The organism is Streptomyces sp. NPDC008092, assembly GCF_042957285.1.
Classification (GTDB): Bacteria; Actinomycetota; Actinomycetes; order Streptomycetales; family Streptomycetaceae; genus Streptomyces.
Window position 1 is genome coordinate 367129 of record NZ_JBIBHY010000008.1, and the last position, 23648, is coordinate 390776.

A 23648-nucleotide genomic window follows, 5' to 3' on the forward strand; every position below is an offset into this window, starting at 1 on the left:
CGGCGGACGGCGAGGCGCCCCGCTACTCCAGCCCGATCGCGGCGCACGCCGACCGGTACTTCGGGGTGCAGATCTGGGCGACGGTGTAGACGCCGTCCGCGATCACCGTGTCCTTGATGTTGTCCTTCGTGAGGGCGACCACCGGGACGAGCGTCGCGGGGATGTCCTTGTCGGTGGGGCTGTCGACCTTGTCCTGGGCCAGCGCGTCGTACTGGATGTCGCGGCCCTGCACCTTGTACACCGCCATCTGCGCGGCGTCGGTGGCCTCGTCCAGGAACGGCTTGTACACGGTCATGTACTGCTCGCCCGAGACCACCCGCTGCACCGCGTCCAGGTTCGCGTCCTGCCCGGTCACCGGCGGGATCGTGGTGGCGCCCGCCGCCTTCAGGGCGTCGATGACGGCGCCGGCCATGCCGTCGTTGGCCGAGTAGACGGCGGCGATGTGGTCCAGGCCGACGGCCCGTATCGCCTTCTTCATGTTCGCCTCGGCGACCGCGGGCGACCACTTGTCGGTGTCGTACTCCTCGGCGATGCGGACCTTGTTCTTCAGCTCGCCGAGGGCGCCCTCCTTGAAACTCGCCGTGTTCGGGTCCGCGGGGTCGCCGTTCATCATGACGACCTCGCTGGTCGCCGCCCTGCTGCCGAGCGCCCCGATGATGGCGCGGCCCTGGACCTCGCCGACGAGTTCGTTGTCGTGCGAGACGTAGGCGTCGACGGGGCCCTGCGCGAGCCGGTCGTAGGCGATGACGGGGATGCCGGCGTCCTTGGCCCTCCGGACGTCCGGTGCGATGGCCTCGGCGTCCACCGCGTCGACCAGGACGACGTCGACCTTCCGGTCCACCAGCTGCCGGAACTGCCGGCTCTGGGTGGCCGGGCTCGCCTCGGCGTTGGCGTAGTCGACCCTGCCCTTGCCGTGGGTGAGGGAGGCGACCTCCTTCTCGATGATGGGGCGGTCGAAGGCCTCGAACCGTGCGGTGTCCTTGTCGGGCAGGAGCAGCCCGACCGTGATGTCGTCGCCCTTCTTCGCGGACGCGGAGTCGCCGCCCCCGCCGATGCCGTCGACGACGCCGCACGCGCTGAGCGTGAGAGCGGACGCGGAGGCGGCCAGGGTCATCGCGAGGCGGGGCAGGGGGGTCCCGCGGGGGGTGGGAACGCTCACATCAGGCGCCTTCCGGGTGGGGGGAGCGTCATGCGCAACCGATGGTGTGAAGGAAGCAAACGCGCAGCGGCCGGATACGTCAAGACGTATGGACAACACGGCAGTTGGGGCCGGTCCCGGGTGTCGCCGCGGGGCACCGGGCGGGCTGACGTCGTCCCAGGTCAAGGCGGTGCGGCGGGAGTTCGGCAGGGCCGGCGGAGCGGGGATCGCGGGGGAAGGGAGCCGGGAGCGGGCAACCGGCCGCCCGCGTCGGGGACTTCACCGGGTCTTCGCAGTTGCTACCCGGCCTTCACAGTCACCACTCCGGCCCGGCAAGATCTTAAAGCGTTTTAAGAACTGGTACCATCGATGACCTCACAGGCAACCGCCAAGGACGGCACCGCGCACCCACGGGAGGTCGTGTGGACGAGCCCGGCTCCGCCGCCCCGGCGGACGGCACCGGAGGGCCGGCCGTGCGCCCCCGGCTGGAGGACGTCGCCGCCCGCGTCGGCCTGTCGACGGCCTCGGTCTCCCTGGTGCTGCGGGGCGTGCCCGGCCCCAGCGAGCGCACCCGGCAGCGGGTCCTGAAGGCGGCCGCCGAGCTCGGCTACCGGCCCGACCGCACCGCCAGCGCCCTGGCCAGCAGGCGCAGCCGGCTGCTCGGCGTCATGGTCGACGTGCACAGCCCCTTCCACGCCGAACTGGTCGAGCACCTGCACATCGCCGCCGAGGAGGTCGGCTACGACCTCGTACTGAGCGCCCTGACCCGGACCCGGGACGAGAGCACGGCCGTCGAGACCCTTCTCGCGTTCCGCTGCGAGGCACTGATCCTGCTCGGCCCCGAGGCCTCCGCCGCCACCCTCGCCGGCCTCGACCGCAGGGCGCCCGTGGTCAGCGTGGGCCGCCGGATCACCGGCGCCGGCCCGGACGTCGTCCGCACCGCCGACGACGACGGGGTGAGCCAGATCGTCGACCACCTGGTGGGCCTCGGGCACCGTGCGATCGCCTACGTCGACGGCGGCAGGGGCGTCATCGTCACCGACCGCCGCGGCGGCTACCGGGACGCCATGCGCCGGCACGGCCTGCACGAGCACGTCCGGGTGCTGCCCGGCGGCAGCACCGAGGAGAGCGGCGAGGCCGCGGGCAGGCGGCTCCTCGACGACGGCGTCCTGCCGACCGCCGTCGTGGCGTACAACGACCAGAGCGCCATCGGCCTGCTGACGGCCCTCCGCTCGGCCGGGGTGGACGTGCCCGGCACCGTCTCCGTCGCCGGGTACGACGACGACACCCTCTCCCGGCTGAGCTGCTTCGACCTCACCACCGTCAGCCAGAACGCCCGGGAGCAGGCCCGCCACGCGGTGACGGCCGCCGTGCAGCGCCTCGACGGGGGCCGCCGGGAGCCCCGCGAGATCGTCCTCGCGCCCACCCTGGTCGTCCGGGGGACCACGGCGCGGGTGCGCTGACCCCGCGCGGCCCCGGGGGTCCCGCCACGGCGGGGTGGCGTTCCCCGGGCGCCGCGTTTCCTCCCGGGCGCCGGTTCGTTGGCCGGGCATGAAGAAGATCATGATGCTGGCCGCGCTGCCGGCCGCCGCCCTCGCCCTCGCCACCCCCGCGCACGCCGACAACGACAGCAACTTCGGGTCCGGCGTGAACGCCGCGAACAACTGGAACTTCTCCGCCGCCGCGGTGTGCTTCCAGGAGCTGGCCATGGTGCCGGTGGGCGGCGCATGGGTCGGCGACACCCTCAACCACTGCGTGAACGGAAACGTGCTCAACCACGCCGGCTGAGGCGCGAGTCGTGTGAGGCACGGGCCGCGTGAGGCGCGAGTCGTGTGAGGCACGGGCCGCGTGAGGCGCGAGTCGTGTGAGGCACGGGCCGCGTGAGGCGCGAGTCGTGTGAGGCGCGAGTGGCCTCGCCCCCGGGTCGTCCGCCCGGGGCCGGGGCCAGGGGCCCGGCGGAGGGTGCCGGGGGCGGCGGGGCGGACGGGGCGGACGGGGCGGGTGGGCGCATCGGGTGCGGCAGCCGGGCACACCGAGCGCACCGGGCACACCCGGCAGCCAATGTTGTGCATCTTGTTGACCGCCGTAAGCAATGAGCCCTACATTCCTCGATGCCTTCGTTCAGTGCACTGAGCACCGCTCCCCCGCCCGTCGCCCCCACGCCCAAGGAGCCGTCTCCATGCCCGTCAGCACCCGCACCCGCACCTCGCGCACCCGACTGCGGATCGCCCTCGCCGCCCTGGCCTCGCTGGCGGCCACGGCTCTCACCGCCCTGCCCGCGCCCGCCGCCGCGGCGGACACGCCGGTCACCGGGAGCCTCACCGGCACCCTCTCCGACGGCGCCACCTGGATCGCGGACGTGCCCGAGCACTGGAACGGCACCCTGCTGCTGTTCAGCCACGGTTTCGGACCCACCGTCGCCCGGGACGCCCCCACCGACGCCGTGCGCACCGAACTGCTCGCCGAGGGCTACGCGCTGGCGGGATCGTCGTACGACCCCCAGGGCTCGATGTGGGCGCTGAACAGCGCCGAGCGCGACCAGTTCGCCACCCTCGACGCGGTCACCGCGCGGATCGGCACGCCGCGGCGCACCCTCGCCATGGGGCAGTCCATGGGCGGGCTCGTGAACGCGCAGCTGGCCCGGGACGGCGCCGGCCGCATCGACGGCGCGCTCGGCCAGTGCGGCCTGGTCGCGGGCGCGACGGACCTGGACAACTACCAGCTGGACGCCGAGTACGCCATCGCCCGGCTGCTGTCGCCGGCGCAGGACGTGCAGCTGGTGGGATTCGGCTCCGCCGGCGCGGCCGCCGCCACCGCGAACACGCTCGGCGCCGCCGTCACCGCCGCCCAGGCCACCCCGCAGGGCCGCGCCCGGATCGCGCTCGCCGCCGCCTTCCTCAACCTGCCCGCCTGGTCGCCCGGTAAGTCCGAGCCCGCCGCGACCGACTGGGCGGGCCAGGAGGCGCAGCAGTACGACTGGTTCGCGCAGGGCATCCTGGCGTTCGTCGAGGGCGGCCGGTACGCCGTCGAGCAGTCCGTCGGCGGCAACAACTCCTGGAACCGGGGCGTCGACTACGCCCGCCTGCTCGCCGGTTCCGCACACGGGCCCCAGGTTCGCGCCCTGTACCGGGCGGCCGGGCTGGACCTGGACGCCGACCTGCGGACGCTGACCGGGGGCGCCACGATCGACGCCGATCCCGCCGCGGTCGGTACCGCGCAGCGCACGTCCTCCGCGGGCCAGGGGCTGGGGGTGCCGCTGCTCGACGTCCACACCACCGCCGACAACCTGGTTCCGGTGGAGCAGGAGAACCGCTTCGCCGCCCGGGTGCGCGCCTCCGGTGACGGCGCGCTGCTGCGGCAGGCGTACGTGCGGCGCCAGGGCCACTGCACGTTCACCACCGCCGAGACCGTGGCCGCCCTGCACGCCCTCGAACACCGCGTGGAGACCGGCCGGTGGGACGACGCGGCGACCCCGGCCGCACTCCAGCGGTCCGCCACCGCGCTCGGCCTGGACGGTGCGGCCTATGTCCCGTACCGGCCGGCCGGGTTGACGGTCGGGCGCGACCGGCGGAGCTGAGCCAGAGGCGGCCGCCGCCTCCCCGGCGGCGGCCCCGCCACCGCGGTTCCTGTGGCCGTCAATATCGCCGTCCCGATTAGAGACCCCATCGCGGTCCCGATCGCCCCCCCCTCCGCCACCGTCACCCCTCCCGAGCGGGGAGTTCGATCTCGGCCCAGATGGTCTTGCCGCCGGCCTGGTGGCGGGTGCCCCAGCGGCGGGCGAGCTGGGCGACGAGGAGCAGGCCGCGGCCGCCCTCGTCGTAGGTGCGGGCCCGGCGCAGGTGCGGGGCGGTGCCGCTGCCGTCGGAGACCTCGCAGATCAGCGCGGCGCCCCGGATCAGCCGCAGCTGGACGGGGGGCTGCCCGTAGCGGATCGCGTTCGTGACGAGCTCGCTGACCACCAGCTCGGCGGTGAACGCCACCTCCGGCAGGTGCCAGGCGTCCAGCCGGGCCAGCACCTGGGCCCGGGCGTCGGCCACCCGGGCGGGGTCGGAGGTCAGGTCCCAGGTGGCGACCCGGTCGGCGTCGAGCGCCCGGGTGCGGGCGACGAGCAGGGCGACGTCGTCCTGGGGCTGCGCGGGCAGCAGCGTCCGGAGCAGGTCGTCGCAGAGTTCCTCCAGCGGCCGGGAGGCGGCCCGGCCGAGGGCGCGGCGCAGCCGGGCCAGGCCGCCGGCCAGGTCGTGCGCGGCGTCCTGGACCAGGCCGTCGGTGTACAGCGTGAGCAGGCTGCCCGGGGGCAGTACCAGCTCGGCGGTCTCGAAGGGCAGCCCGCCCGCGCCCAGCGGTGGTCCGGGCGGCACGTCGAGGAAGTCCGCCGGGCCGTCCGGGCCGACGACGACCGGGGGCGGATGGCCCGCGCTGGCGGCCGTGCACCGGCGGGAGACCGGGTCGTAGACCACGTACAGGCAGGTGGCGATGAGGTCGGTGCAGGCCTCGACGTCGGGTTCGTGCTCCGCGGTGCTCTCCTCCTCGGCCGCGAGGAGGGTGACCAGGTCGTCGAGATGGGTGAGCAGTTCGTCGGCGGGCAGGTCGACGTCGGCCAGGGTGCGCACGGCGGTCCGCAGCCGCCCCATGGTGGCCGAGGCCCGCAGCCCGTGGCCCACCACGTCCCCCGCCACCAGGGCGACCCGGGCGCCGGAGAGCGGGATCACGTCGAACCAGTCGCCGCCCGGCCCCGCGCGGGTGCGGGCCGGCAGGTAGCGGTGGGCCGCCTCGACCGCGTCCTGGGCCGAGAGCCGGCTCGGCAGGAGGCTGCGCTGCAGGGCCAGGGCGGTGCCGCGTTCGAGGGTGTAGCGGCGGGCGTTGTCCACGGCCACGGCGGTGCGCGCGGCGATCTCCTCGGCCAGCAGCAGGTCGTCGTGGGTGAAGGGCTCCGCGCGCCGGTGCCGGACGAGGACCGCCACACCGAGGGTGATGCCGCGGGCGCGCAGCGGAATGACCATGACCGAGTGGATCCCGAACCTGCTGACCACGCCCGACCGCCGGGGATCGGCGAGCTGCCAGTTCCGGATCGCCGCGTCCCCGGTGGTGTGCAGCGAGGACCTGCCGGTGGCCAGGCAGCGGACCGGGGGCGCGGACGAGGGGTAGTCGTCCACGTCTCCCGGCTCGATCAGCGCCTCGGGCGCTCCCCGCAGCACGGACTGCTGGGCCGCCCGCCGCAGCGGCACCAGGCCCGTCCCGGACGGTCTGGGCTCGACGCCGCGGTACAGGGAGTCGAGCAGGTCGATGGTGATGAAGTCGGCGAGCCGCTCCACCGTGACGTCGGCCATCTCCTGCGCCGTGCGCATCACGTCCAGGGTGCTGCCCACCCGGGCGCTGATGTCGTTGAGCAGCGCGAGCCGCTCCCTGGCCAGGTACTGCTCGCTGACGTCCAGCGCGGAGACCTCGACGTGCCGTACCTGCCCCGCCGGGGTGACGAGCGGCGAGACGGTGACGGACCAGACCCGCTCGGGGCCGTCCGTGCGGACCCGGCCCCGGAGGCGGAACTCCTCGGGCTCGCCCGTCGCCAGCACCCGGACCATGCCGTCCGCGACCCGGTCGCACAGGTGCCGCGGCAGGATGTCGGTGACGTGCCGGCCGCGCATCCGCTCCTCGCGCAGGCCGAGTTCGCGCACGGCACCGGCGCTCGCCTTCACGACCCGCAGCCCGGCGTCGTACACCATCAGGGCCAGCCTGCACTGGGTGAACGCCTCGTCCCCGGTCACCCCGTCCGGCTCCGGCGGCTCCGCGGACTCCGGGGACGTCACCACGAGGAGCCGCTGGGCGCGGCCCTCGCCGTCGACCGACGGATACGCCCGCACCCGCACCGGCACGGACCGGCCGTCCCGGTGCCGGAACAGGGCCGTCGTGGCGGTCCCGCCCGGGGCCGCGAGGCCGTCGCCGGGGCCGTCGTCCGGGGCGACCAGCCGGCTGACGGGGCTGCCGACGGCCTCCCGGCTGGGGTAGCCGAGCAGCCGCTCGGCGCCCGCGCTCCATCCCGTCACGACTCCCCGGTCGTCGACGACCGCCGTGGCCGGATCCGCCGGGCCGGGCGGATCGTGCGGGCCGGGCGGATCGGGCGGGCCCGCCGGACCGGGCGCTACGGCGCCGCTCCCGCCGCTCGGGGTGGCATCACGCATGCCGGTCACCGCCCGTTCTGCCGGCCCGTCCGCCCTGGCCCCGGGCGAACGCCGAGGAGGCCATGGACCCCGGAACCGACCGGTCTCACCGCGTCGCCCTCACACCTCTCGTCCCTCCATGGTCCTTCGCCCGCCCCGGCACGTCACCTCCGCCGCCCTCACCGCGCCCCGCCCCGGAGGCCGGCGGCCGGGGGCGGATACGGACGACGGCCCGGGTACGGGACCCGGGCCGTCGTCCGTGCGGTGCCGTGCGGTGCCTGCGGCGTCAGGGCTTCTGCTTTACCAGAGCCGGGACGAAGCGCAGGGCGTCCACGGTGCCGACGCCGGTGGCGAGGTCGTAGCCGTTGACGGCCTTGTAGCCGGTCACGCCCTGGTAGCTGTTGTTCGTGCCGTCGTTGACGTCGACGACGCCGGTCAGCTTGGAGCGGTACGAGGAGAGGTCGTACAGCCGCTTCTGGATGTTGCCGAGGCGGTGGCCGGCGGCCTGGTCGGCGAGGGCGACGATGCCCGCGAAGAGCGGGGTGGCCTCGCTGGTGCCGCCGCTGACGTCCCAGCCGGTGGCGGTCGGGTCGAAGCTGGAGTAGATCCAGGCGCCGCCGTCGACCGCGGCGGACATCGAGATGTCCGGGGTGCCGCGGCGGGTGCCGACCACGTTCTTCACGCCGTTCTGGAAGGACGGGCGGGTGAACACGTGGGACTGGCCGCCACCGCCGGAGCCGTAGTCGTTGTAGACGCTGTCCGGCTTGACGCGGTTGCCCTTGTCGTCCAGGTGGAGCTGGGTGCCGCCGACCGAGGTGACCAGCGGGTCCGAGGACGGCCAGGAGTTGACGCGCTTCTTGTAGTACGTCTTGCCGTCCGCCTGGAGGTCGGTGGCGCCGCCGTCACCGGAGGCGGCGAGGACGGTGACGTGCTTGCGGTTGGCGTCCTGGAAGGCGTACCGCAGCTTCTTGATGCTGGAGAAGTCGCCCTTGGCGAAGCCGGGGAAGGTGTTCTCGGTGGCGCCGAAGCTCTGGCTGATGACGTCGCCGACCCCGTGGTCGATCATGTACTTCTCGGCGTCCATCATCTCCGGCAGACCGGTGGTGCCCTCGGTCTCGGAGACGGCCGTCTCGACGACGACGATCTTCGCGGCGGGCGCCACCGCGTGCGCCATCTCGACGTCGAGGGTGGTCTCGCCGGCCCAGCCGGTCATGTCCGAGTTCTTCGGGTCGAAGGCGGGGACGTGCCCCCACTTGACGACCTTCACCTTGGTGCTGGGCAGCCCGAACTGCTTGCTGTAGACGTCGAGGTCGTGCTGGACGGTCGGCGAACCGTAGGAGTCGACGATGACGATGGTGCGGCCCTTGCCCGTGACGCCCTTGCGGTAGAGGGCGTTCAGGTCGTACGCGGTGCGGTACTGGAGCGGCGTGTAGCAGTTGATCTGCCACTTGGCCTGGCACTGCGCGTCGGAGAGCGGGCTGCTCACGCGGTGCGCCAGGGTGTGCCCGACGAGGGCCGGTACCGCGAGGGTGTGCGGTGCGGCGGCGGGCGCGGCGGCCGTGAGCGCGGTGGCCGCGAGGGCGGCGACGGACGTGGCGGCCGCGACGCCCAGCCCGGTACGGGCTATGTGCATGGATCCCCCTGTGGTTCGGAGTCTCACGTAGTGATCTCGAAGTGGTCTTCGCGCATCACACCGGAGAGGTCATGCACAGATCAAGCGCGTTGAACCGACGATGCCGAACCCTTTACCACGCGTTGTCCCGCCGTTAGCCTTCCCGCCGTCGAGAACAGAACTGGAACCCCGGCAGCGGTCTTTCCGTCTTCCCTCGTCGAACAGGACCTCAACTCTCCTTCAACGTCTAGCAAATCGGCCGGAACTTGAGACACACATCACTGAGACCCTGGGCCGTGGCGGCTGCCACGGCCTTCGCGTTCCTCGTCGCGCTGGAGGCCGCCGCACGTCACTACGGTATGCCGGGGCCCCTCACCAACCAGGCCCGCGAGGTGATATGCGCCCCCAAGTCCGGCTTCCTGCTGTACGCCGGGCTGGCGTTGGCGATGGTGGTGCTCACCTGGCGGCAGCGGTTCGTCGCGCTCGGCGCCGCGATCGGCATCGACCTCGCCTTCGCGGCGGTCCGGTGGGCGACCGGGGCCGGGGCGGCCCACGGCCAGCCGTTCGGCAACGGCGCGTTGTGGGTGCTGCTCGGCTGCGGGGCCGTCGCCGTGACCCGCCGCACCGGCCCGGAGCGCGTCCTGCTGCTGAAGGGCACCGGTCTCGGCCTGCTGCTGGTGACCGGCCGCAAGACCGGCGACACCTGGCTGCTCATCACCTCGAAGACCCGCCCGGCGGTGCTCGACCAGTACGTGGCCACCGCCGACCACGCCCTGGGCAACCCCTCGTGGCTGGCGGGCCGGATCGTCACGGCCACCGGCCCGGCCGGCTTCAACCTCCTCGACGTCGTCTACGGCCAGCTCGCCGTGGCCGCGGTCGCCGTCGCGCTGTACCAGCTGCGCGGCGTGGCGGCCGACCGCCGCTTCCCGCGCCACCACCTGGTCCGCACCTTCCTGGTGATAGGCCTGCTCGGCCCCGCCGTCTACATGGTCTTCCCGGTGGTCGGACCGGTCTTCGCCTACGGCACCGGCGCCGACCACTGGGCGTCGGTCAGCCTCTGGCCGGAGCGGCCGCCGCACGGGCACTGGCCGGTGCCGGACCTGTGGCCGCGCACGGTGCCGCCGCTCAGCGCCCCGCACCCGGTGCCGTACGACGGGTTCACCCCGCGCAACTGCATGCCCAGCCTGCACACGGCGTGGGCCACCGCGATCTTCGTGCACTCCCGGCGGGGCCCCCGGGCGCTGCGCTGGGCGGGCACGTTCTGGCTGGCCGCCACGGTCACCGCGACGCTGGGCTTCGGCTACCACTACGGCGCCGATCTCCTCGCCGGCGCGGTGTTCGCGCTCACGGTCGAGGCGGCCCTGCGCACGTTCGACCGCGGCTGGGACCGCTCCGGCGTCCGGCTGATCGCCCACGGTACGGCCGTCTTCGCCGCGCTCCTGGCCTCCTACCGCTGGCTGCCGCTGGAGATGGCCACGCACCGCTGGCTGTCCGGACCGCTGCTCGTCCTGGCGACGGCGTCGGTGATCCACCACTACGTGCGGACCGTCAACCGGTGGGAGCCCCGGCCCGGGGCGACGGCGCGCCGACCGGTACCGCAAGCCGAACTGGTCTGAGACTGCCGCGATACGCGGTCATCCGCCCGCGGCGCCGTCGCGGCCGGCCGGTTCACGGCACCGGGCCGAGCCACTGCTCGGTCCAGATGACCTTTCCGTCCGGGGTGTAGCGAGTCCCCCAGCGGTCGGCGAACTGGGCCACCAGGAAGAGCCCGCGGCCGCCCTCGTCCATGGTGGTGGCCCGGCGCAGGTGCGGGGAGACGCTGCTGCCGTCGGAGACCTCGCAGATGAGGCTGCGGTCGTGGATCAGGCGTACCCCGACGGGGCCCGTCGCGTGCCGGATGGCGTTGGTGACCAGCTCGCTCAGGATCAGCTCCAGGGTGAACGCCTCCTCCTTCAGGCCCCAGTCCCGCAGCAGCTCGGTCGCCTCGGCCCGGACCCCGGCGACCGCCGCGGGATCGGAGGGCACGGTCCAGTACGCGGTGTGGTTGCCGTCCAGCGCCCGGGTGCGGGCGACGAGCAGGGCCACGTCGTCGCGGGACGCCCCGGGCAGCATGGCGTCCATGGCGGCCCGGCACATCTGGTCCGGCGTGCGGCCCGGCACGGCGAGCGCCCGGCGCAGGCGCTCGATGCCCTCGTCGATGTCCTTGTGCCGGTCCTCGATCAGGCCGTCGGTGTAGAGCACGATGCCGCTGCCCTCGGGCAGCAGCACCTCGCTCGTCTCGTACGGCATCCCGCCCAGCCCCAGCGGCGGCCCGGCCGGTACGCCGGCCGGGTGGGCGGCGCCGTCCGGGAGCACGATGATCGGTTCCAGGTGGCCCGCCCTGGCCATGGTGCACACCCGGGAGACCGGGTCGTAGATCGCGTACAGGCAGGTGGCGCCCATGACGGTGCGGTTGCCGCAGCCGCCGTCCCGGTCCTGGTCGATGCGGGTGACCAACTCGTCGAGGTGCCAGAGGAGTTCGTCCGGCGGCAGGTCGAGCGTCGAGAAGTTGTGCACGGCGGTGCGCAGCTGGCCCATGGTGGCGGCGGCGTGCAGTCCGTGCCCCACGACGTCGCCGACCACGATGGCGACGCGCGCCCCGGGCAGCGGGATCACGTCGAACCAGTCGCCGCCCACGCCGCCGAGCCCCGCCCCCGCCGGCAGGTAGCGGTACGCCGCGTCGACCGCGTTCTGCTCCGGCAGGGCGTGCGGCAGCAGGCTGCGCTGCAGCGTGACCGCCATGGTGCGCTCGCGGGTGAAGCGGCGCGCGTTGTCGATGCTGGTGGCCGCGCGGGCGACCAGTTCCTCCGCGAGCGAGAGGTCCTCCCGGGTGAAGGGGGTCGGCTCCTTGGAACGCCAGAAGGTGACCACGCCGAGGACCACCCCGCGGGCCCGCAACGGAGCGGAGATCATGGAGTGGATGCCGTAGGCCACCAGCTGGCGGGCCCGGTCGGGGTCCTGGGCCTGCCAGCCGGAGAAGGCCGCCATGTCGGACTCCAGCACCATCCGCCCGGAACCGAAGCCCTCGCCCTGCGGGGTGAAGGGGTCGAAGTGGATGAGCGCGCCGGGCGGGTAGAGCGGAACCCCCGGCCGGATGCCGTGCAGGGCGACCCGGCGCAGCTCCGCCACGCCCGCCACGCCCGCCTCGTCCGGATCCTCGCCGCTCAGCACGGTGTCGGCCAGGTCGACGGTGACGTAGTCGGCGAATCCGGGCACGGCGAACTCCGCCAGTTCCTCGGCGGTGCGGGTCACGTCGAGGGTGGTGCCGATGCGCAGCCCGGCGTCGTACAGCAGCGTGAGCCGTTCCTGGACCACCTCGATCCGGCCGGTCAGCGCGGTCAGTTCGGTGGTGTCCCGCAGGGTGGCGACCGAGCCGCCCGGTCCGGGCGGCCCGTCCATGGGGCGCTGGCTGACGGCCAGCAGCCGGTCGCCGACCTCGATCACCTCGTCCGTGGCCGCCCTGCCGGACACGAGGAGTTCCTCCGCCCTGGGGGCGATCCCCAGGTCGGCGACCGGCCTGCCGTCCACGTCGGGCGCGATGTCCAGCAGGCGCCGCGCCTCGTCGTTGACCAGGAGCAGCCGGCCCCGCCGGTCGACGATCAGGACGCCTTCGCGCACCGAGTGCAGCACGGCGTCCTGGTGCTCGTACATGCGGGTGATCTGCACCGGCCCCAGACCGCGCGTCTGGCGGCACAGGCGCCTGCCGATGAGCGCCGTACCGCCGGTGGCGGCCGCCAGCGCCAGCCCCGTGCCGGTCACGACGAGCGGCACCTGCCGGGCGGCCGCGAGGCTCACCTGGTGGACGGTGATGCCCGCGGAGACCAGCCCGACGACCTTGCCCCCGGCGGAGGTCACGGGAACGACGGTCCGGACCGAGGGGCCCAGTGTCCCGGTCGTCGTCTCGGTGACCGTGCCGCCGCGCTGCGCCGCCGCGATGCTGCCGATGTAACGGCGGCCGATCTCGGCGGGGTTCGGATGGGTGTAGCGGATGCCCTCGGGGCTCATCACGACGACGAAGTCCACGTGGGCGTTGCGGCGGGTGTCCTCGGCCAACTGCTGGAGTACGGCGCTCGGACGGGCGTCTGCCAGCGCCTGCCGCACGGTGGGATCCGCGGCGACGGAGGCCGCCACGGCCTGCGTACGGTTGCGGGCCTCCCGCTCGGCGTCGGTCCGCGACTGGAGCAGGAGGGCGGCGACCGCCGTCGCCACGAGGACCAGGACGACCGCGACCTGCAGAAGGAACATCTGACCGGCAACGCTGCGTATCCCGTACCAGGACCGCGCCTGCCGGAGCATATGGTGCATACGGCTCATATAACACCAAACGGGTAAGTCTCCATCACCCCTGAGCCGCATCCGTTCACACCACCGGCGCGCTCCGCGCCCGGACCGCTACGGCACGTGAGCGCGCGGCACCGCGCGCGTCAGCCGCCCTCCCGCACGATCCACTCGCTGCCGCCCAGCGGGTAGTCGTAGCCCGGACGGCCCACGTCGGCGCTGGTCCGGAAGGCGGTGCCGGCGTTGTCGACGCGGACGGTGCCGTGGCGGCTGCCGCTGGACCAGTCCAGGGTGAGGTCCCAGCGGACGTCGTGGGCCGTGGTGCGGGCGAAGACGTAGAAGACCTCCGGGTCGGACTCGCTGACCTTGTACGGGAAGTCGCGCTGGCCGTTCTTGGCGGTGACCGTGGGGCTGCCGTTGTCGAGGTCGATGTCGAACGACTTGGTCCCGACGCCGCCGCCGCAGCCGACGCCCATCGAGTAGTCGTTCCAGGCGAGCGGCGCGCCCTTGCTGAGCACGCGCACGTGCAGCGCCTCCAGGACGACCGTCTCCGAGCCGGTGCCCTGGACGGTGAGGGCGATCTCCTGTTCGCCCGAGGACACCGCCCCGTACGCCGCGGCCCAGCGCGGGGCGTCCTGCTCGCTCGCCGGCGGGCCGACCTGCGCGGGCTCGCTGTCGACGAGGAAGTGCTGGCTGCACGGGTCGTCGTAGACATAGGGACGCGTGTTGACGGCGAGCGGGACGGCGGTACCGGTGGTGCCGCCGTCGGCGCCCTGGGCGCCGCCGCCCCGCTTGCCGTCGTCCGCCGAGGCACTGGACCCGGTGGTGGGGGTGGCGGAGGACGATGCGGAGGGCTTGCGTGCGTTCGCGCTCGGGGACGTGGACGGGGACGTCCTCGGGGTGTCCGGGGTGCCGGTGAGCACGGCGGTGTCGCCGGCCGCCCGCTGGTCGCCCGCGCCGCCGTCCCCGCCGCCGCCGAGCAACGGATGCACGGCGAACACGACGGCCCCCAGCACGGCGGCCGCCGCGACGGAGGCGATCAGCGCGCCACGGCGCCGGCGCGGCGCGGCGGGCTCCCGCGCCAGCTCGACGACGACCGGTTCCCCACCGTCGTCCCCCTCGGGCGACGCGTGCGACGCATGCGACGCGTGTGCCGGGTCTGCCGGGTGCGCCTCGCCGGAGTCGAGGACGGCCGGCGCACCGCCGTCGCCGGGGCCGGGGCCGGGTGGCGCGTCGGCACCGGCACCGGCTCTCCGCGGCGCACCCGTCGCCGTGGTCTGGTCCGTCCTGCCGCTCCCCCGTGCCGCGTCCGCCAGGATCCAGCGCCGGTGCAGCTCCACCAGCTCCTGGGGCGTCGCCCGGCAGACCCGGGCGAGGCGCTCCACCGGTGCGTACTCGACGGGCACCGCCGTGCCGTTGCAGTACCTGTGCAGCGTCGACGTGCTCATGTGCAGCCGCTTGGCGAGCGCCCCGTAGCTGAGCCCCGAGCGGTCCTTGAGCTCCCGCAGCAGCAGCGCGAACGCCTCGGTCGCGTCGGCCCCTGTCGCCCCTGACACCCGTTTCCCCATCCCCTCGCGTCCCAGTCCCGCGTTCCAGGGTCACCGTGTTCGCCCTGGTCAGAGCCCGTTTCCGCGTTCCAGTGTCCCCAACTGCCCGCCATGCCTGGCGGTTGGGACGGATCGCCTCGCAGGCTTCGGTCATCCAATCACCACCGCCACCCGAACACCGAAGGGGCACGTCCACATGTCCAGCCTCCGCACCTCCCGCATCCGTCTCGCCGGCGCCGCCACCACCGTCGTACTCGCCGCGCTGTCCCTGACCGCGTGCAGCGACGGCACGGGCGTGCACGCCGAGAGCGTCGCGGCCACCGCCCCCACCGCGCACTCCGCGTCCCCCGCTTCTCCCGCTTCCTCCTCCGCCGCGTCCGCCGGCTCCGGCTCCTCCGCCGCCCCGGCCCCCGGGGCGGCGGCCACCACCGGCACGCCGAAGTCCGCCGCGGGCGCCCCCGCCGCGAAGGCGCCCGCCTCGTCCGGCCGGCCGGTCACCTGCGAGGGGTCCAACACCAGGACGGTCGCGGCCCCGCTGAACCGCCCGGTGAACCACATGCTCCTCACGGTGACCAACACCGGCAGCAAGTCCTGCTACCTCTACTCCTACCCGGCCGTCCGCTTCGGCGAGGCCCAGTCCGTCCCGCCGGTCATCGAGGACTCGAAGCCGCAGGCCGTCGTCACGCTCGCGCCGGGCGAGTCCGGCTACGCCTCGGTGAGCCTGTCCGCCACCGACGGCAGCGGCACCGACGGCCACACCGTGAACTCCCTCTACGTCTACTTCCACGGCCGCTCCGGCAACGAGAGTGTCGGCGCGGCCGCCCACCCGTCGCTGCCCGCGAAGGGCGTCTACGTCGACGACTCGCTCAAGGTCACGTACTGGCAGCAGTCGATGGACGACGCCCTCGGCTGGTGACGCCCGGACCCCGTTCGCAGCACCAGCCCTCGGACCGCCCGGCAGGAAGGTGAACCGCCATGCGCAGCACCCGCAGGATCTCCCGCTTCGTGACCGCCTATCTCCGCGCCGCCTTCCAGGTCGTCGTCCTGGGCGGCACCGGCGACCTGCCGCAGGCCGCGGCGGTCCACCGCCGTGGGTAGCGGGCCCGGCACGCGCGAACGCCCGTCGCCAACCGGTCTCGGCCGCCGGGAAGGGCTGGTGCTCCGGTGCCGCCCTGCGGGCCCGCGGGATCCGCTCGGCCGGTGGGCCGACCGGGACGCGCAGACTGCGGTTCGGCCGTCCCGGTCCCGGAGATCCGGGTCGAGCCCGGCCCCGGCTTCCGGCCGGCGGGCGGCGCCGGCGACCCCTGTCTCCGACGCGATCGACACACCGCGACGGCTCCTGCAGCCGACCGCACCGGCCCCCGCACGCGACTGAGCGGCGTCGGCCCCGGCGCCACGGATTGTCACCGGCGGGCAGCGGGGCGTGACCTGTGCCTAAGGTGGGCGGGTGACGGGCGTTTCCCCGTGGGCGCGGGCGTGCCGCAGGCTCCGGGTGCAGGGGCCGACGGCGGCCCGGATCCTGGTGATCGCGGTGCTCTGCTGGCAGGTGGCCCTGTGGGCCGGTGCCGACCAGCCTCCGGTGTTCGCCGCCATCGTGCCGCTGCTGTGCCTGCGCGGTGACTCCGCCGCGGCCCTGACGGCACTGCTGCTGAGGATCCTCGGCGTGCTGGCCGGGGTGGCGCTGGGCGTCACCGTGGTCGGCCTCTTCCGGCCGAGCACGCTCGTCCTCGCCGTCGTGCTCGGGCTGGCCCTGCTCTGCGGGGCCGTGATCAGTTCCGGGACGACGCTGAACGTGCAGGTCGCGGTGACCTCGCTGCTGGTCTTCGCCAACCCCTCGCCGGAGTCGTACGGCTTCGCCCGGCTGTGGGAGAACGCGCTGGGCGGTGCCGTCACCGCCGTCCTCGCTCCGCTGCTCTGGCCGCGGGACCCCCGCAGGGAGGTGTCGGCGCTGGCCCGGGAGTGCGCGGACGGTCTCGCGGAGGGCCTCGTGTGCGGCACCCGCGTGATCGGGTCCCCGGACGCGGCCCGCGCGAACCGGGCGTCGGCGCAGGCGGCGGCGGACCGGCTGCGCGGCTACGGGGCCGAGGCGCGGGAGGCGGAGCAGGCCATGCGGTTCAATCCGCTGCGGCGGCGCCACCGCGCCGAGGTGGCCGAACTGGGCGACCGGATCGACCTCGCCGTCCGGGCGGTGCCCCACCTCCTCTCGCTGGCCGCCGAGGCCGAGTTCTTCAGCGTGCGCGACGGGCCCGCCCCGGCGCTCTCCCGGGCCCGGACCTCGCTCCTCCCGGTCGCCGAGGCCACCGGGCGCGCCCTGGCGGCGATCCTCGCGGGGCGGGACCCGCGCGCCGACACGGACGCCGCCCGTGCCGGACTGGCCCGGTACGCCGAGGAGGACAGGGAGCCCCCGGCCGTGGTGCTGCGCAGGCCGTTCACCAGGATCCTCGGCCTCTGCGACGGCTCCCGGAGCTGACCTTCACGAAGCGAGGCGAAGCAGGGCCCGGGACACGGGGCCCGGCGCCCGGGGCGCGGCGGGCTCCCGAGGACAGATCCGGCCGGACGCAGGAGGATGGAAGCGATGGGGCGTGCCGACGGCGTCGGAGGCAACCATGGGTGCAGTTCTCGGTGACGTGCTGGGTTTCGCGGCCGCCGTCGCGGTCAGCCCGCTCCCGATCATCGCGGTCATCCTCATCCTCGCCACGCCCCGGGGCCGGCTCAACGGCGTCCTCTTCACCGTCGGCTGGATCCTCGGGCTGTCGGTGCTGGGCGCCGTGATGCTGGCGATCGCCTCCCCCGCGCACGCCTCCGCGCACAACCACCCGGCCACCTGGGTGGGGGCCCTCAAGCTCGCCCTGGGCCTGTTCCTCGTCGTCTTCGGCGCCCGGATGTGGCACCGGCGTCCCAGGGATCCCTCGGAAGCCCGGCTGCCGAAGTGGATGAGCGCGATCGACCGTCTCACCCCGGTCAAGGTCTTCGCGCTGGGAGTGGCCCTGGCCGCGCTCAACGCGAAGAACGCCCCGCTGACGATCGCCGCGGGCGCCGCGATCGGCTCGGCCGGACTGCCGGTGGGGCAGCAGATCGGGGCCCTGGCGGTCTTCGTCGTGATCGCCACCCTCGGCCTGCTGGCCCCGCTGGGGGTCTTCCTGCTCGGGGGCGAGCGGGCCAGGACCACCCTCGGCAGCTGGAAGGACTGGGCGGCTCAGCACAACGTCGCCGTGATGGCGGTCCTGTTCTTCGTCCTCGGGCTGAAGCTGCTCGGAGACGGTGTCTCCGTCCTCACCTCCTGACGGACCCGGTGGCGGAGCGCCGGCACGCTCACCAGTAGTGACGCCGGCCGGCGACCGAGTGCCCCAGGGATCCCATGATCCAGAAGACGGCGCCGACGACGAGCAGGATGACGCCCAGCGTCCACAGGACGGATATGCCCGTGACGAATCCGACGACGAGCAGGACGATGCCGAGAGCGATCATGACCGTACCTCCTAGCGCGTTCCATGACCTCTGTCGGGTTCCGGGTGCCCCGGGGCGGCGAGGTCATTCCGGATGCGGCGCGGTCGCTGCCGCCGCGTACGGGTTTTTCGATACGCCGGCCATAGGTACCGGCCCGTAGCCTCGACGGCATGCGTGTGCTGATCGTCGAGGACGAGCCCTATCTGGCGGAGGCCATCCGCGACGGCCTGCGCCTGGAGGCGATCGCCGCCGACATCGCGGGGGACGGCGGTACGGCTCTGGAACTGCTGGGCGTCAACAGCTACGACATCGCCGTCCTCGACCGCGACATCCCCGGCCCCTCGGGGGACGAGGTCGCCAGACGCATCGTCGCCTCCGGCAGCGGTATGCCGATCCTCATGCTCACCGCGGCCGACCGTCTCGACGACAAGGCGTCCGGCTTCGAACTCGGCGCCGACGACTACCTCACGAAACCCTTCGAGCTCCAGGAACTCGCGCTCCGGCTCCGGGCACTCGACCGCAGGCGCGCCCACAACAGGCCCCCGGTACGGGAGATCGCGGGGCTGCGGCTGGACCCGTTCCGCCGGGAGGTCCACCGGGACGGGCAGTATGTCGCGCTGACCAGGAAGCAGTTCGCCGTGCTCGAAGTCCTGGTCGGCGCCGAGGGCGGTGTGGTCAGCGCCGAGGAGCTCCTGGAACGCGCGTGGGACGCGAACGCCGACCCGTTCACCAACGCCGTGCGCATCACCGTCTCGGCGCTGCGCAAACGGCTCGGCGAGCCCTGGCTCATCGCCACCGTTCCCGGCGCCGGGTACCGCATCGACACGCGGTGGCACACCGGACGCACGGGAAGGTGAGGGGAGCCGGTCCGCCGGGTCAGTTCACGGTGAAGGAGTAGTCGTAGGCGAGCAGCCGGATGCCGGAGCGGGTGGTCGCGTAGACCTCAAGGCTGTGGGAGCCGGCCGAGTCCGGGGCCCAGTCGACGCTCGCGGTGCCGTCGGCTCCCGCGGCGACCGTGGCCTCCGGCTCCGTGTCGAAGGCGTACGTGTAGCTCACGACGCCCTGCACCTTCGGCGTGAACGTGAAGGTGCCCGGGACGCCCGCACCGCCGCCGGAACCGTCCTCGGGGTAGACCTCGGAGGCGACGGTGGGTGTCGTGTCGTAGTCGATGTCCCAGAACGTCGGGTCACTGACCCAGCCGTTGGCGCTCCTGCTGGTCACCGTGACGTGCTCACCGGTGATGCCGTCGATGGTGAGCTCCGTCGTCGCCGTGCCGTCGGCCGCCGCCACTACGTCGAAGGTCCGGTCGCCGTCCGGGCCGTTGAAGGTGTGCACGGAGTAGCTGACGACCGGGCTCCTGGACTGCAGCCCGGCGTCGGGCCGGAGCGTGAACGTGGTCGTGTCGCCGAACTCGGGCGAGGGGTCGGACGGGGTGATGGTGGGTGCCGTGTTGCCGACGAGGAAACTGTAACTGGCCGTGTCCGACGGGTTGAGGGCCCGGTCAAGGCTCTGCACCGACAGGGTCCCGCCGCCACCGTACGGCGGAACCAGGTCGACCGTGGCCGAACCGCCGGGGGCATCGGCGCGCACGAAGTGTGCTGAATCCGCGTACACGTCGCGGGGCCGCGGGACGCCGTGGTCGCCGAAGTCCGCGAGGACGATGACCGGGACGGGCTGTGTCCAGGAGAACTGGAACCCGGTGACGTCGTCGTCGCCGTTGGCGCTCAACGTGAACCTGACCGGGTCGCCGCCCTGGTTCCACCGGTTCGGCGGATAGTTCGGCGAGGTGACGGACGGCGTGCTCGCGGGGCGGGTGTCGTCGATCGTGACGTAGCAGGGGGCGGACCAGTCCGAGGCCGCGTCCCCGGCCACGGTCTGCGCCCGCCACGCGTAGGTCTGCCCGTCGGCGAGCATGTCGCCCGGCAGGAGGCTCCTGGCCTCGTCGCCGGGGGTGGCGCGGTCATGGGTGACCGTCTCGGTCCGCGACGGGTCGGCGACCGGCCAGGCCTGGTACCGCACGCTGAGCGGGGAGTTGCCGGTGGCGTCCGTGGTGCCGGGGATGCCCTCGACGACAACGTTGCCGAGAGCCGAAAGGTACGTGGGCCGGTCCGCGTCGGTCGAGCAGTTCCGGTAGCCGTTGAAGAGCTGGGTGGGCGTGGTGGGCGCTCCGTCGGCCGCGTTCGCGGGCGATGCGGCGGCGGCCAGCGACAGGCCGAGTGTTCCCAGCAGAGCGAGGACGGCACGCGGGCGCGCGCCGAAGGAGATGGTCAAGTGGTCCCTCCCGTTTGGGTGCCCGCAACGTGACGCGAATGCGCACTGGTGTACGGGCAGCGGAGGGATCGTATGGGCGTGGCGCGACAAGTCGCATGGGAATTAAGGGGGTTGAGCGATCCGCACGCGGGACCGGCGGTCCCGGCCGGTGCGCTAACCGCCGTTCTGCTCGACCTGCAGATGGATCGGACCCCGGAGGACGGGGCTGCGCCGGTACGGGGGCGGGTCGGTGACCAGGGTGGGGTGGTCGAGTCGGCGGGAGAGTTCGCCCAGCGCGATCTGGGCCTCGCGGCGGGCCAGCGGGCCGCCGAAGCAGAGGTGGATGCCGCTGCCGAAGCCGAGGTGCTGGTTGTCGCGCCGGTCGGGGTCGAAGCGGTCCGGGTCGTGGAAGCGGTCCGGGTCGCGGCTGCCCGAGGCCAGCATCAGCATGATCTGCGAGCCCTTGGGGATGACCGTGTCGGCGACGGTGATGTCGCTGTACGCCGCCCGCCAGGGAATGATGTGCACGGGCGGCTCGTAGCGCAGGAGTTCCTCGACCAGCGGCACCACCAGGTCCGGTTCGTCACGCAGCCGGCGCAGCAGCTGCGGGTGGCGCAGCAGGGTCAGCATGCCGTTGGTGATGAGGTTGACGGTGGTCTCGTGGCCGGCGATCAGCAGCAGGTTGGCGGTGCTGATGATCTCCTCGTCGGTCATCCGCCCGTCCGGCCCGTCGTCGTTGGCCAGCCGGGACAGCAGGTCGTCGCTCGGGTGGCCGTGGCGCTGCTCCACCAGTCCGCCGAGGTACTGGCGCAGCTCCTGGCGGGCGCGCACGCCGTTGTCGAGTTTCTCCTGCGGGTCGGTCCTGGCGTCGTAGTCGATCGCGTTGATGACGTCGTTCACCCACACCCGGAACCGCGGCTCGTCCTCGCGCGGCACGCCGAGCAGGTGGCAGATCACCGTGACGGGGAACGGGTAGGCGAGGTCGTCGACGATGTCGATCCGCTCCCGGCCCGCGACGTCGTCGATCAGCCCGCCGACGGTGTCGGCCAGGGCCGGTTCCAGGCCGGTCACCAGTCCCGGGGCGTGCGGGGGGCCGAAGTGGCGCATCGCCATCCGCCGCAGCCGGTCGTGCTCGGGCGGGTCCATGTTGATGAACGCGGGCGTGGTCGTGCCCTCGGCCGAGGGCATCGGATGCGCCAGGTTGCGGACGTCGGAGCTCAGGTGCGGGTTGTGCAGGACGTCCTCCAGCTCGCGGTACGTGCTGATGACGTAGCTGCCGTCGTCCTGCCGGGCCACCGGGGTCCTGCGCAGTTCGGCGTAGAGCGGGTACGGGTCGGCCCGGGAGGAGTAGTCGAGGATCCGGCGCAGTGTGTCGGGGGCCTCGGTCGTGGTCATCTCGCTGTCCTTTCCTGGGCCTGGGCCTACCGGCAGTGCTGGTGCGCGGCCGTGACGCGTCGCTCACCCGGGTCGTGTCCGGTGACGACCACGGTGGCACCCTGGGCGAGCAGGGTCGGGCCGGGGAAGTCGACGGGCACCGGCTTGGAGTCGACGGGCTGGTCCGGCGTGGGGCAGGGCGGCGGGAAGGGCGCGGCCGTCTCGATGAGACGCCGGTAGTGGTCCAGCCACTTCGCGTTGTTGAAGGTGACCGCCGCGGTGACCCGGCCCTGGTAGCCGTACGCGGCGACGAAGCGGTGGTCGGACACCGATCCCTGGGTGACGACCACCTCGTCGGCGAAGGTGGGCACACCGACGGACTTGATGTTGACGCCGAACTGGATCGACCAGAACCGCGGGATGGACAGGTGGGGCCAGCGCTCCGCCTGCCCGTGGACCATGTTGTGGGCGGCGACCTCGGCCTGCTCCACGGCGTTGGCCCAGTGCTCCAGCGAGATGAGACGGTACTCGTAGACCGGGTTCGGGCAGCGTGCCACGTCCCCGGCGACGAAGACGTCGTCGGTGATCAGCCCGTTGAGGTCCATGGCACGGCAGCCGGTGTCGCAGGCGACGCCCCAGACCCCCGCCGCCAGTCCGGAGCCCCGCAGCCACTCGGTGTTGCGGATGCCGCCGAGCGCGACCACGGCCACGTCGGCGTCGACGGTGCTGCCGTCGTCGAAGTGGGCCCGGCGCAGCCGCCCCTGGGCGTCGCCCTCCAGCTGGGTGACCTTGACGCCGCACCGCAGGTCGACGCCGTGGGCGCGCTGCATCTCCGCCGCCACCTCGCCGATCATCGCGCCGAGCGCCCCGACCAGCGGGTACGGCGCGAGTTCGGCGACGGTCACCGGGATGTCCCGTTCCCGGCAGATGGAGGCGATCTCGGAGCCGGTGAACCCCGCACCGATGACCAGCACCCGGGAGGGCCCGGCGGCCAGGGCCCGCTGCAGGCCCTCGGCGTGCTCGCGGGTCCGGACCACGAACACCCCGTCCAGCGCCGCCTCGGACTCGACGAACCAGGGCCGGGCCCGTACCCCGGTGGCGATCAGCACCCGGTCGAAGGGGACCTCGCGTCCGTCGGCGAGCCGCACATGGTCGGTGGCCAGGTCGAGACCGCTCGCGGGCACGCCCAGCAGCCACTCCGCGTCGATGTCGCGCCGGCGCGGCAGCGTGGTGCCGTCGGCGGGCACCCATCCGGTCAGGACCTGCTTGGACAAGGGGGGACGGTCGTAGGGCTCGCCCAGTTCGTCGCCGATCATCGTCAGCGATCCGGTGAAACCCTCGTCCCGCAGGGACTCCGCGGCCCGCAGTCCGGCCAGCGACGCCCCGACGATCACGATGCGGCCGTCGCGCCGGAACGCGCGCAGGTTGTCGGCGCTGGTCATGACCCCGACGCCGCCAACCGTGCCGCCGGGCGCTCCGGCCGCCCTTCCAGCCGGTCGACCAGGATCGCCTGCACCGGGCAGGCCGCCGCGGCGCGCAGCACCCGGTCACGCTGGGCGTCGTCGGGGTCGGGGTCGTACATCAGCGCTTCCTCGCCGTGCATCCGGAACGCGTCCGGGGCCAGGAACGCGCACTGCGCATACCCTTCGCATCGGGAAAGATCAACGACGACTCGCATCCCGGCCTCCACAGGGGCTGCAGGCTGCGGAGGCGGCGCACCGAACCCGTCGGGTCTCCGCAGGAGGAATCTGGTGATCGCGTGATCGCGAGAGAGAACGCGCGAGAGAAAAGCGGGAAAGACCGGTCGT

19 protein-coding genes are annotated in these 23648 nt (G+C 73.5%); 9 read left to right on the top strand and 10 right to left on the bottom strand.

The features are described 5' to 3' along the window. Positions 1 to 22 precede the first annotated feature (22 nt). Positions 23 to 1114, bottom strand: coding sequence for a substrate-binding domain-containing protein (locus ACFZB3_RS27175; protein WP_391379811.1), 1092 nt, complete (start codon positions 1112 to 1114; stop codon positions 23 to 25). A gap of 446 nt (positions 1115 to 1560) precedes the next feature. Here ACFZB3_RS27175 and ACFZB3_RS27180 point away from each other — a divergent pair, with 446 nt between their 5' ends. From ACFZB3_RS27180 to ACFZB3_RS27190, 3 genes are all read left to right on the top strand, one after another. Beyond that, the gene (locus ACFZB3_RS27180) at positions 1561 to 2601 is read left to right on the top strand and encodes a substrate-binding domain-containing protein (protein ID WP_391379464.1); all 1041 of its coding nucleotides are present in this window, start codon (positions 1561 to 1563) and stop codon (positions 2599 to 2601) included. Positions 2602 to 2689: 88 nt separating this feature from the next. Continuing rightward, entirely contained in the window at positions 2690 to 2926 is a 237-nt protein-coding gene (locus tag ACFZB3_RS27185) for a hypothetical protein (RefSeq protein WP_391379466.1), read from the top strand. A 391-nt stretch (positions 2927 to 3317) separates the two neighbouring features. Further along, a complete protein-coding gene (locus ACFZB3_RS27190) occupies positions 3318 to 4715 on the top strand; it encodes an alpha/beta hydrolase (RefSeq protein WP_391379468.1) in 1398 nt (465 codons plus the stop codon). 121 nt (positions 4716 to 4836) lie between these two features. Here the strand turns inward: ACFZB3_RS27190 and ACFZB3_RS27195 are convergent, their stop codons facing one another. Together ACFZB3_RS27195 and ACFZB3_RS27200 are read right to left on the bottom strand one after the other, a co-directional pair. Next, the gene (locus tag ACFZB3_RS27195; protein ID WP_391379470.1) at positions 4837 to 7314 is read right to left on the bottom strand and encodes a SpoIIE family protein phosphatase; all 2478 of its coding nucleotides are present in this window, start codon (positions 7312 to 7314) and stop codon (positions 4837 to 4839) included. A 265-nt stretch (positions 7315 to 7579) separates the two neighbouring features. Beyond that, on the bottom strand, positions 7580 to 8926 hold the full coding sequence (locus ACFZB3_RS27200) for a S8 family serine peptidase (RefSeq protein ID WP_391379473.1): 1347 nt from the start codon (positions 8924 to 8926) through the stop codon (positions 7580 to 7582). Positions 8927 to 9201: 275 nt separating this feature from the next. Here ACFZB3_RS27200 and ACFZB3_RS27205 point away from each other — a divergent pair, with 275 nt between their 5' ends. After that, entirely contained in the window at positions 9202 to 10521 is a 1320-nt protein-coding gene (locus ACFZB3_RS27205; protein ID WP_391379476.1) for a DUF5933 domain-containing protein, read from the top strand. A gap of 52 nt (positions 10522 to 10573) precedes the next feature. Here the strand turns inward: ACFZB3_RS27205 and ACFZB3_RS27210 are convergent, their stop codons facing one another. Both ACFZB3_RS27210 and ACFZB3_RS27215 read right to left on the bottom strand, forming a co-directional pair. Beyond that, positions 10574 to 13249: a SpoIIE family protein phosphatase gene (locus ACFZB3_RS27210; RefSeq protein ID WP_391379478.1), complete on the bottom strand. Its 2676-nt coding sequence runs from the start codon at positions 13247 to 13249 to the stop codon at positions 10574 to 10576. 119 nt (positions 13250 to 13368) lie between these two features. Beyond that, positions 13369 to 14790, bottom strand: a complete 1422-nt coding sequence (locus tag ACFZB3_RS27215) for a helix-turn-helix domain-containing protein (RefSeq protein ID WP_391379481.1) — start codon at positions 14788 to 14790, stop codon at positions 13369 to 13371. A gap of 175 nt (positions 14791 to 14965) precedes the next feature. On the opposite strand from ACFZB3_RS27215, the gene ACFZB3_RS27220 reads away from it, so the two are divergent. The 4 genes from ACFZB3_RS27220 (at position 14966) to ACFZB3_RS27235 (ending at position 18053) form a co-directional block, all read left to right on the top strand. Continuing rightward, entirely contained in the window at positions 14966 to 15685 is a 720-nt protein-coding gene (locus tag ACFZB3_RS27220; protein WP_391379483.1) for a DUF4232 domain-containing protein, read from the top strand. A 59-nt stretch (positions 15686 to 15744) separates the two neighbouring features. After that, entirely contained in the window at positions 15745 to 15867 is a 123-nt protein-coding gene (locus ACFZB3_RS27225) for a hypothetical protein (protein WP_391379485.1), read from the top strand. Between the two features lie 349 nt (positions 15868 to 16216). Further along, positions 16217 to 17239 carry an FUSC family protein gene (locus tag ACFZB3_RS27230; RefSeq protein WP_391379487.1) on the top strand — a complete coding sequence of 341 codons (1023 nt, stop codon included), beginning with the start codon at positions 16217 to 16219 and terminating at the stop codon, positions 17237 to 17239. 136 nt (positions 17240 to 17375) lie between these two features. Continuing rightward, on the top strand, positions 17376 to 18053 hold the full coding sequence (locus tag ACFZB3_RS27235; RefSeq protein ID WP_391379489.1) for a GAP family protein: 678 nt from the start codon (positions 17376 to 17378) through the stop codon (positions 18051 to 18053). Between the two features lie 28 nt (positions 18054 to 18081). Here ACFZB3_RS27235 and ACFZB3_RS27240 read toward each other — a convergent pair whose 3' ends face one another. Further along, on the bottom strand, positions 18082 to 18237 hold the full coding sequence (locus tag ACFZB3_RS27240; RefSeq protein WP_391379491.1) for a DUF6131 family protein: 156 nt from the start codon (positions 18235 to 18237) through the stop codon (positions 18082 to 18084). A 149-nt stretch (positions 18238 to 18386) separates the two neighbouring features. On the opposite strand from ACFZB3_RS27240, the gene ACFZB3_RS27245 reads away from it, so the two are divergent. Beyond that, positions 18387 to 19073 carry a response regulator gene (locus ACFZB3_RS27245; RefSeq protein WP_391379493.1) on the top strand — a complete coding sequence of 229 codons (687 nt, stop codon included), beginning with the start codon at positions 18387 to 18389 and terminating at the stop codon, positions 19071 to 19073. 19 nt (positions 19074 to 19092) lie between these two features. Here ACFZB3_RS27245 and ACFZB3_RS27250 read toward each other — a convergent pair whose 3' ends face one another. From ACFZB3_RS27250 to ACFZB3_RS27265, 4 genes are all read right to left on the bottom strand, one after another. After that, the gene (locus ACFZB3_RS27250; RefSeq protein ID WP_391379495.1) at positions 19093 to 20487 is read right to left on the bottom strand and encodes a hypothetical protein; all 1395 of its coding nucleotides are present in this window, start codon (positions 20485 to 20487) and stop codon (positions 19093 to 19095) included. A 153-nt stretch (positions 20488 to 20640) separates the two neighbouring features. Further along, a complete protein-coding gene (locus ACFZB3_RS27255; RefSeq protein WP_391379497.1) occupies positions 20641 to 21861 on the bottom strand; it encodes a cytochrome P450 in 1221 nt (406 codons plus the stop codon). Positions 21862 to 21887: 26 nt separating this feature from the next. Next, positions 21888 to 23282 (bottom strand): FAD-dependent oxidoreductase, encoded by a 1395-nt coding sequence (locus ACFZB3_RS27260; RefSeq protein WP_391379500.1) that lies wholly within the window; start codon positions 23280 to 23282, stop codon positions 21888 to 21890. After that, complete coding sequence (locus ACFZB3_RS27265) at positions 23279 to 23518, bottom strand: 4Fe-4S domain-containing protein (RefSeq protein ID WP_391379502.1); 240 nt, start codon at positions 23516 to 23518, stop codon at positions 23279 to 23281. The genes ACFZB3_RS27260 and ACFZB3_RS27265 overlap by 4 nt, the downstream gene beginning before the upstream one ends. Positions 23519 to 23648 lie beyond the last annotated feature (130 nt).

Excerpts from the sequence above, each read along its gene's own strand:
- ACFZB3_RS27235 (WP_391379489.1), top strand. The coding sequence starts at position 17,376 with ATGGGTGCAGTTCTCGGTGACGTGCTGGGTTTCGCGGCCGCCGTCGCG.
- ACFZB3_RS27240 (WP_391379491.1), bottom strand. The coding sequence starts at position 18,237 with ATGATCGCTCTCGGCATCGTCCTGCTCGTCGTCGGATTCGTCACGGGC.
- ACFZB3_RS27200 (WP_391379473.1), bottom strand. The coding sequence starts at position 8,926 with ATGCACATAGCCCGTACCGGGCTGGGCGTCGCGGCCGCCACGTCCGTC.
- ACFZB3_RS27255 (WP_391379497.1), bottom strand. The coding sequence starts at position 21,861 with ATGACCACGACCGAGGCCCCCGACACACTGCGCCGGATCCTCGACTAC.
- ACFZB3_RS27190 (WP_391379468.1), top strand. The coding sequence starts at position 3,318 with ATGCCCGTCAGCACCCGCACCCGCACCTCGCGCACCCGACTGCGGATC.
- ACFZB3_RS27260 (WP_391379500.1), bottom strand. The coding sequence starts at position 23,282 with ATGACCAGCGCCGACAACCTGCGCGCGTTCCGGCGCGACGGCCGCATC.
- ACFZB3_RS27265 (WP_391379502.1), bottom strand. The coding sequence starts at position 23,518 with ATGCGAGTCGTCGTTGATCTTTCCCGATGCGAAGGGTATGCGCAGTGC.
- ACFZB3_RS27185 (WP_391379466.1), top strand. The coding sequence starts at position 2,690 with ATGAAGAAGATCATGATGCTGGCCGCGCTGCCGGCCGCCGCCCTCGCC.
- ACFZB3_RS27220 (WP_391379483.1), top strand. The coding sequence starts at position 14,966 with ATGTCCAGCCTCCGCACCTCCCGCATCCGTCTCGCCGGCGCCGCCACC.
- ACFZB3_RS27245 (WP_391379493.1), top strand. The coding sequence starts at position 18,387 with ATGCGTGTGCTGATCGTCGAGGACGAGCCCTATCTGGCGGAGGCCATC.
- ACFZB3_RS27225 (WP_391379485.1), top strand. The coding sequence starts at position 15,745 with ATGCGCAGCACCCGCAGGATCTCCCGCTTCGTGACCGCCTATCTCCGC.
- ACFZB3_RS27175 (WP_391379811.1), bottom strand. The coding sequence starts at position 1,114 with ATGACCCTGGCCGCCTCCGCGTCCGCTCTCACGCTCAGCGCGTGCGGC.
- ACFZB3_RS27210 (WP_391379478.1), bottom strand. The coding sequence starts at position 13,249 with ATGCACCATATGCTCCGGCAGGCGCGGTCCTGGTACGGGATACGCAGC.
- ACFZB3_RS27195 (WP_391379470.1), bottom strand. The coding sequence starts at position 7,314 with ATGCGTGATGCCACCCCGAGCGGCGGGAGCGGCGCCGTAGCGCCCGGT.
- ACFZB3_RS27215 (WP_391379481.1), bottom strand. The coding sequence starts at position 14,790 with ATGGGGAAACGGGTGTCAGGGGCGACAGGGGCCGACGCGACCGAGGCG.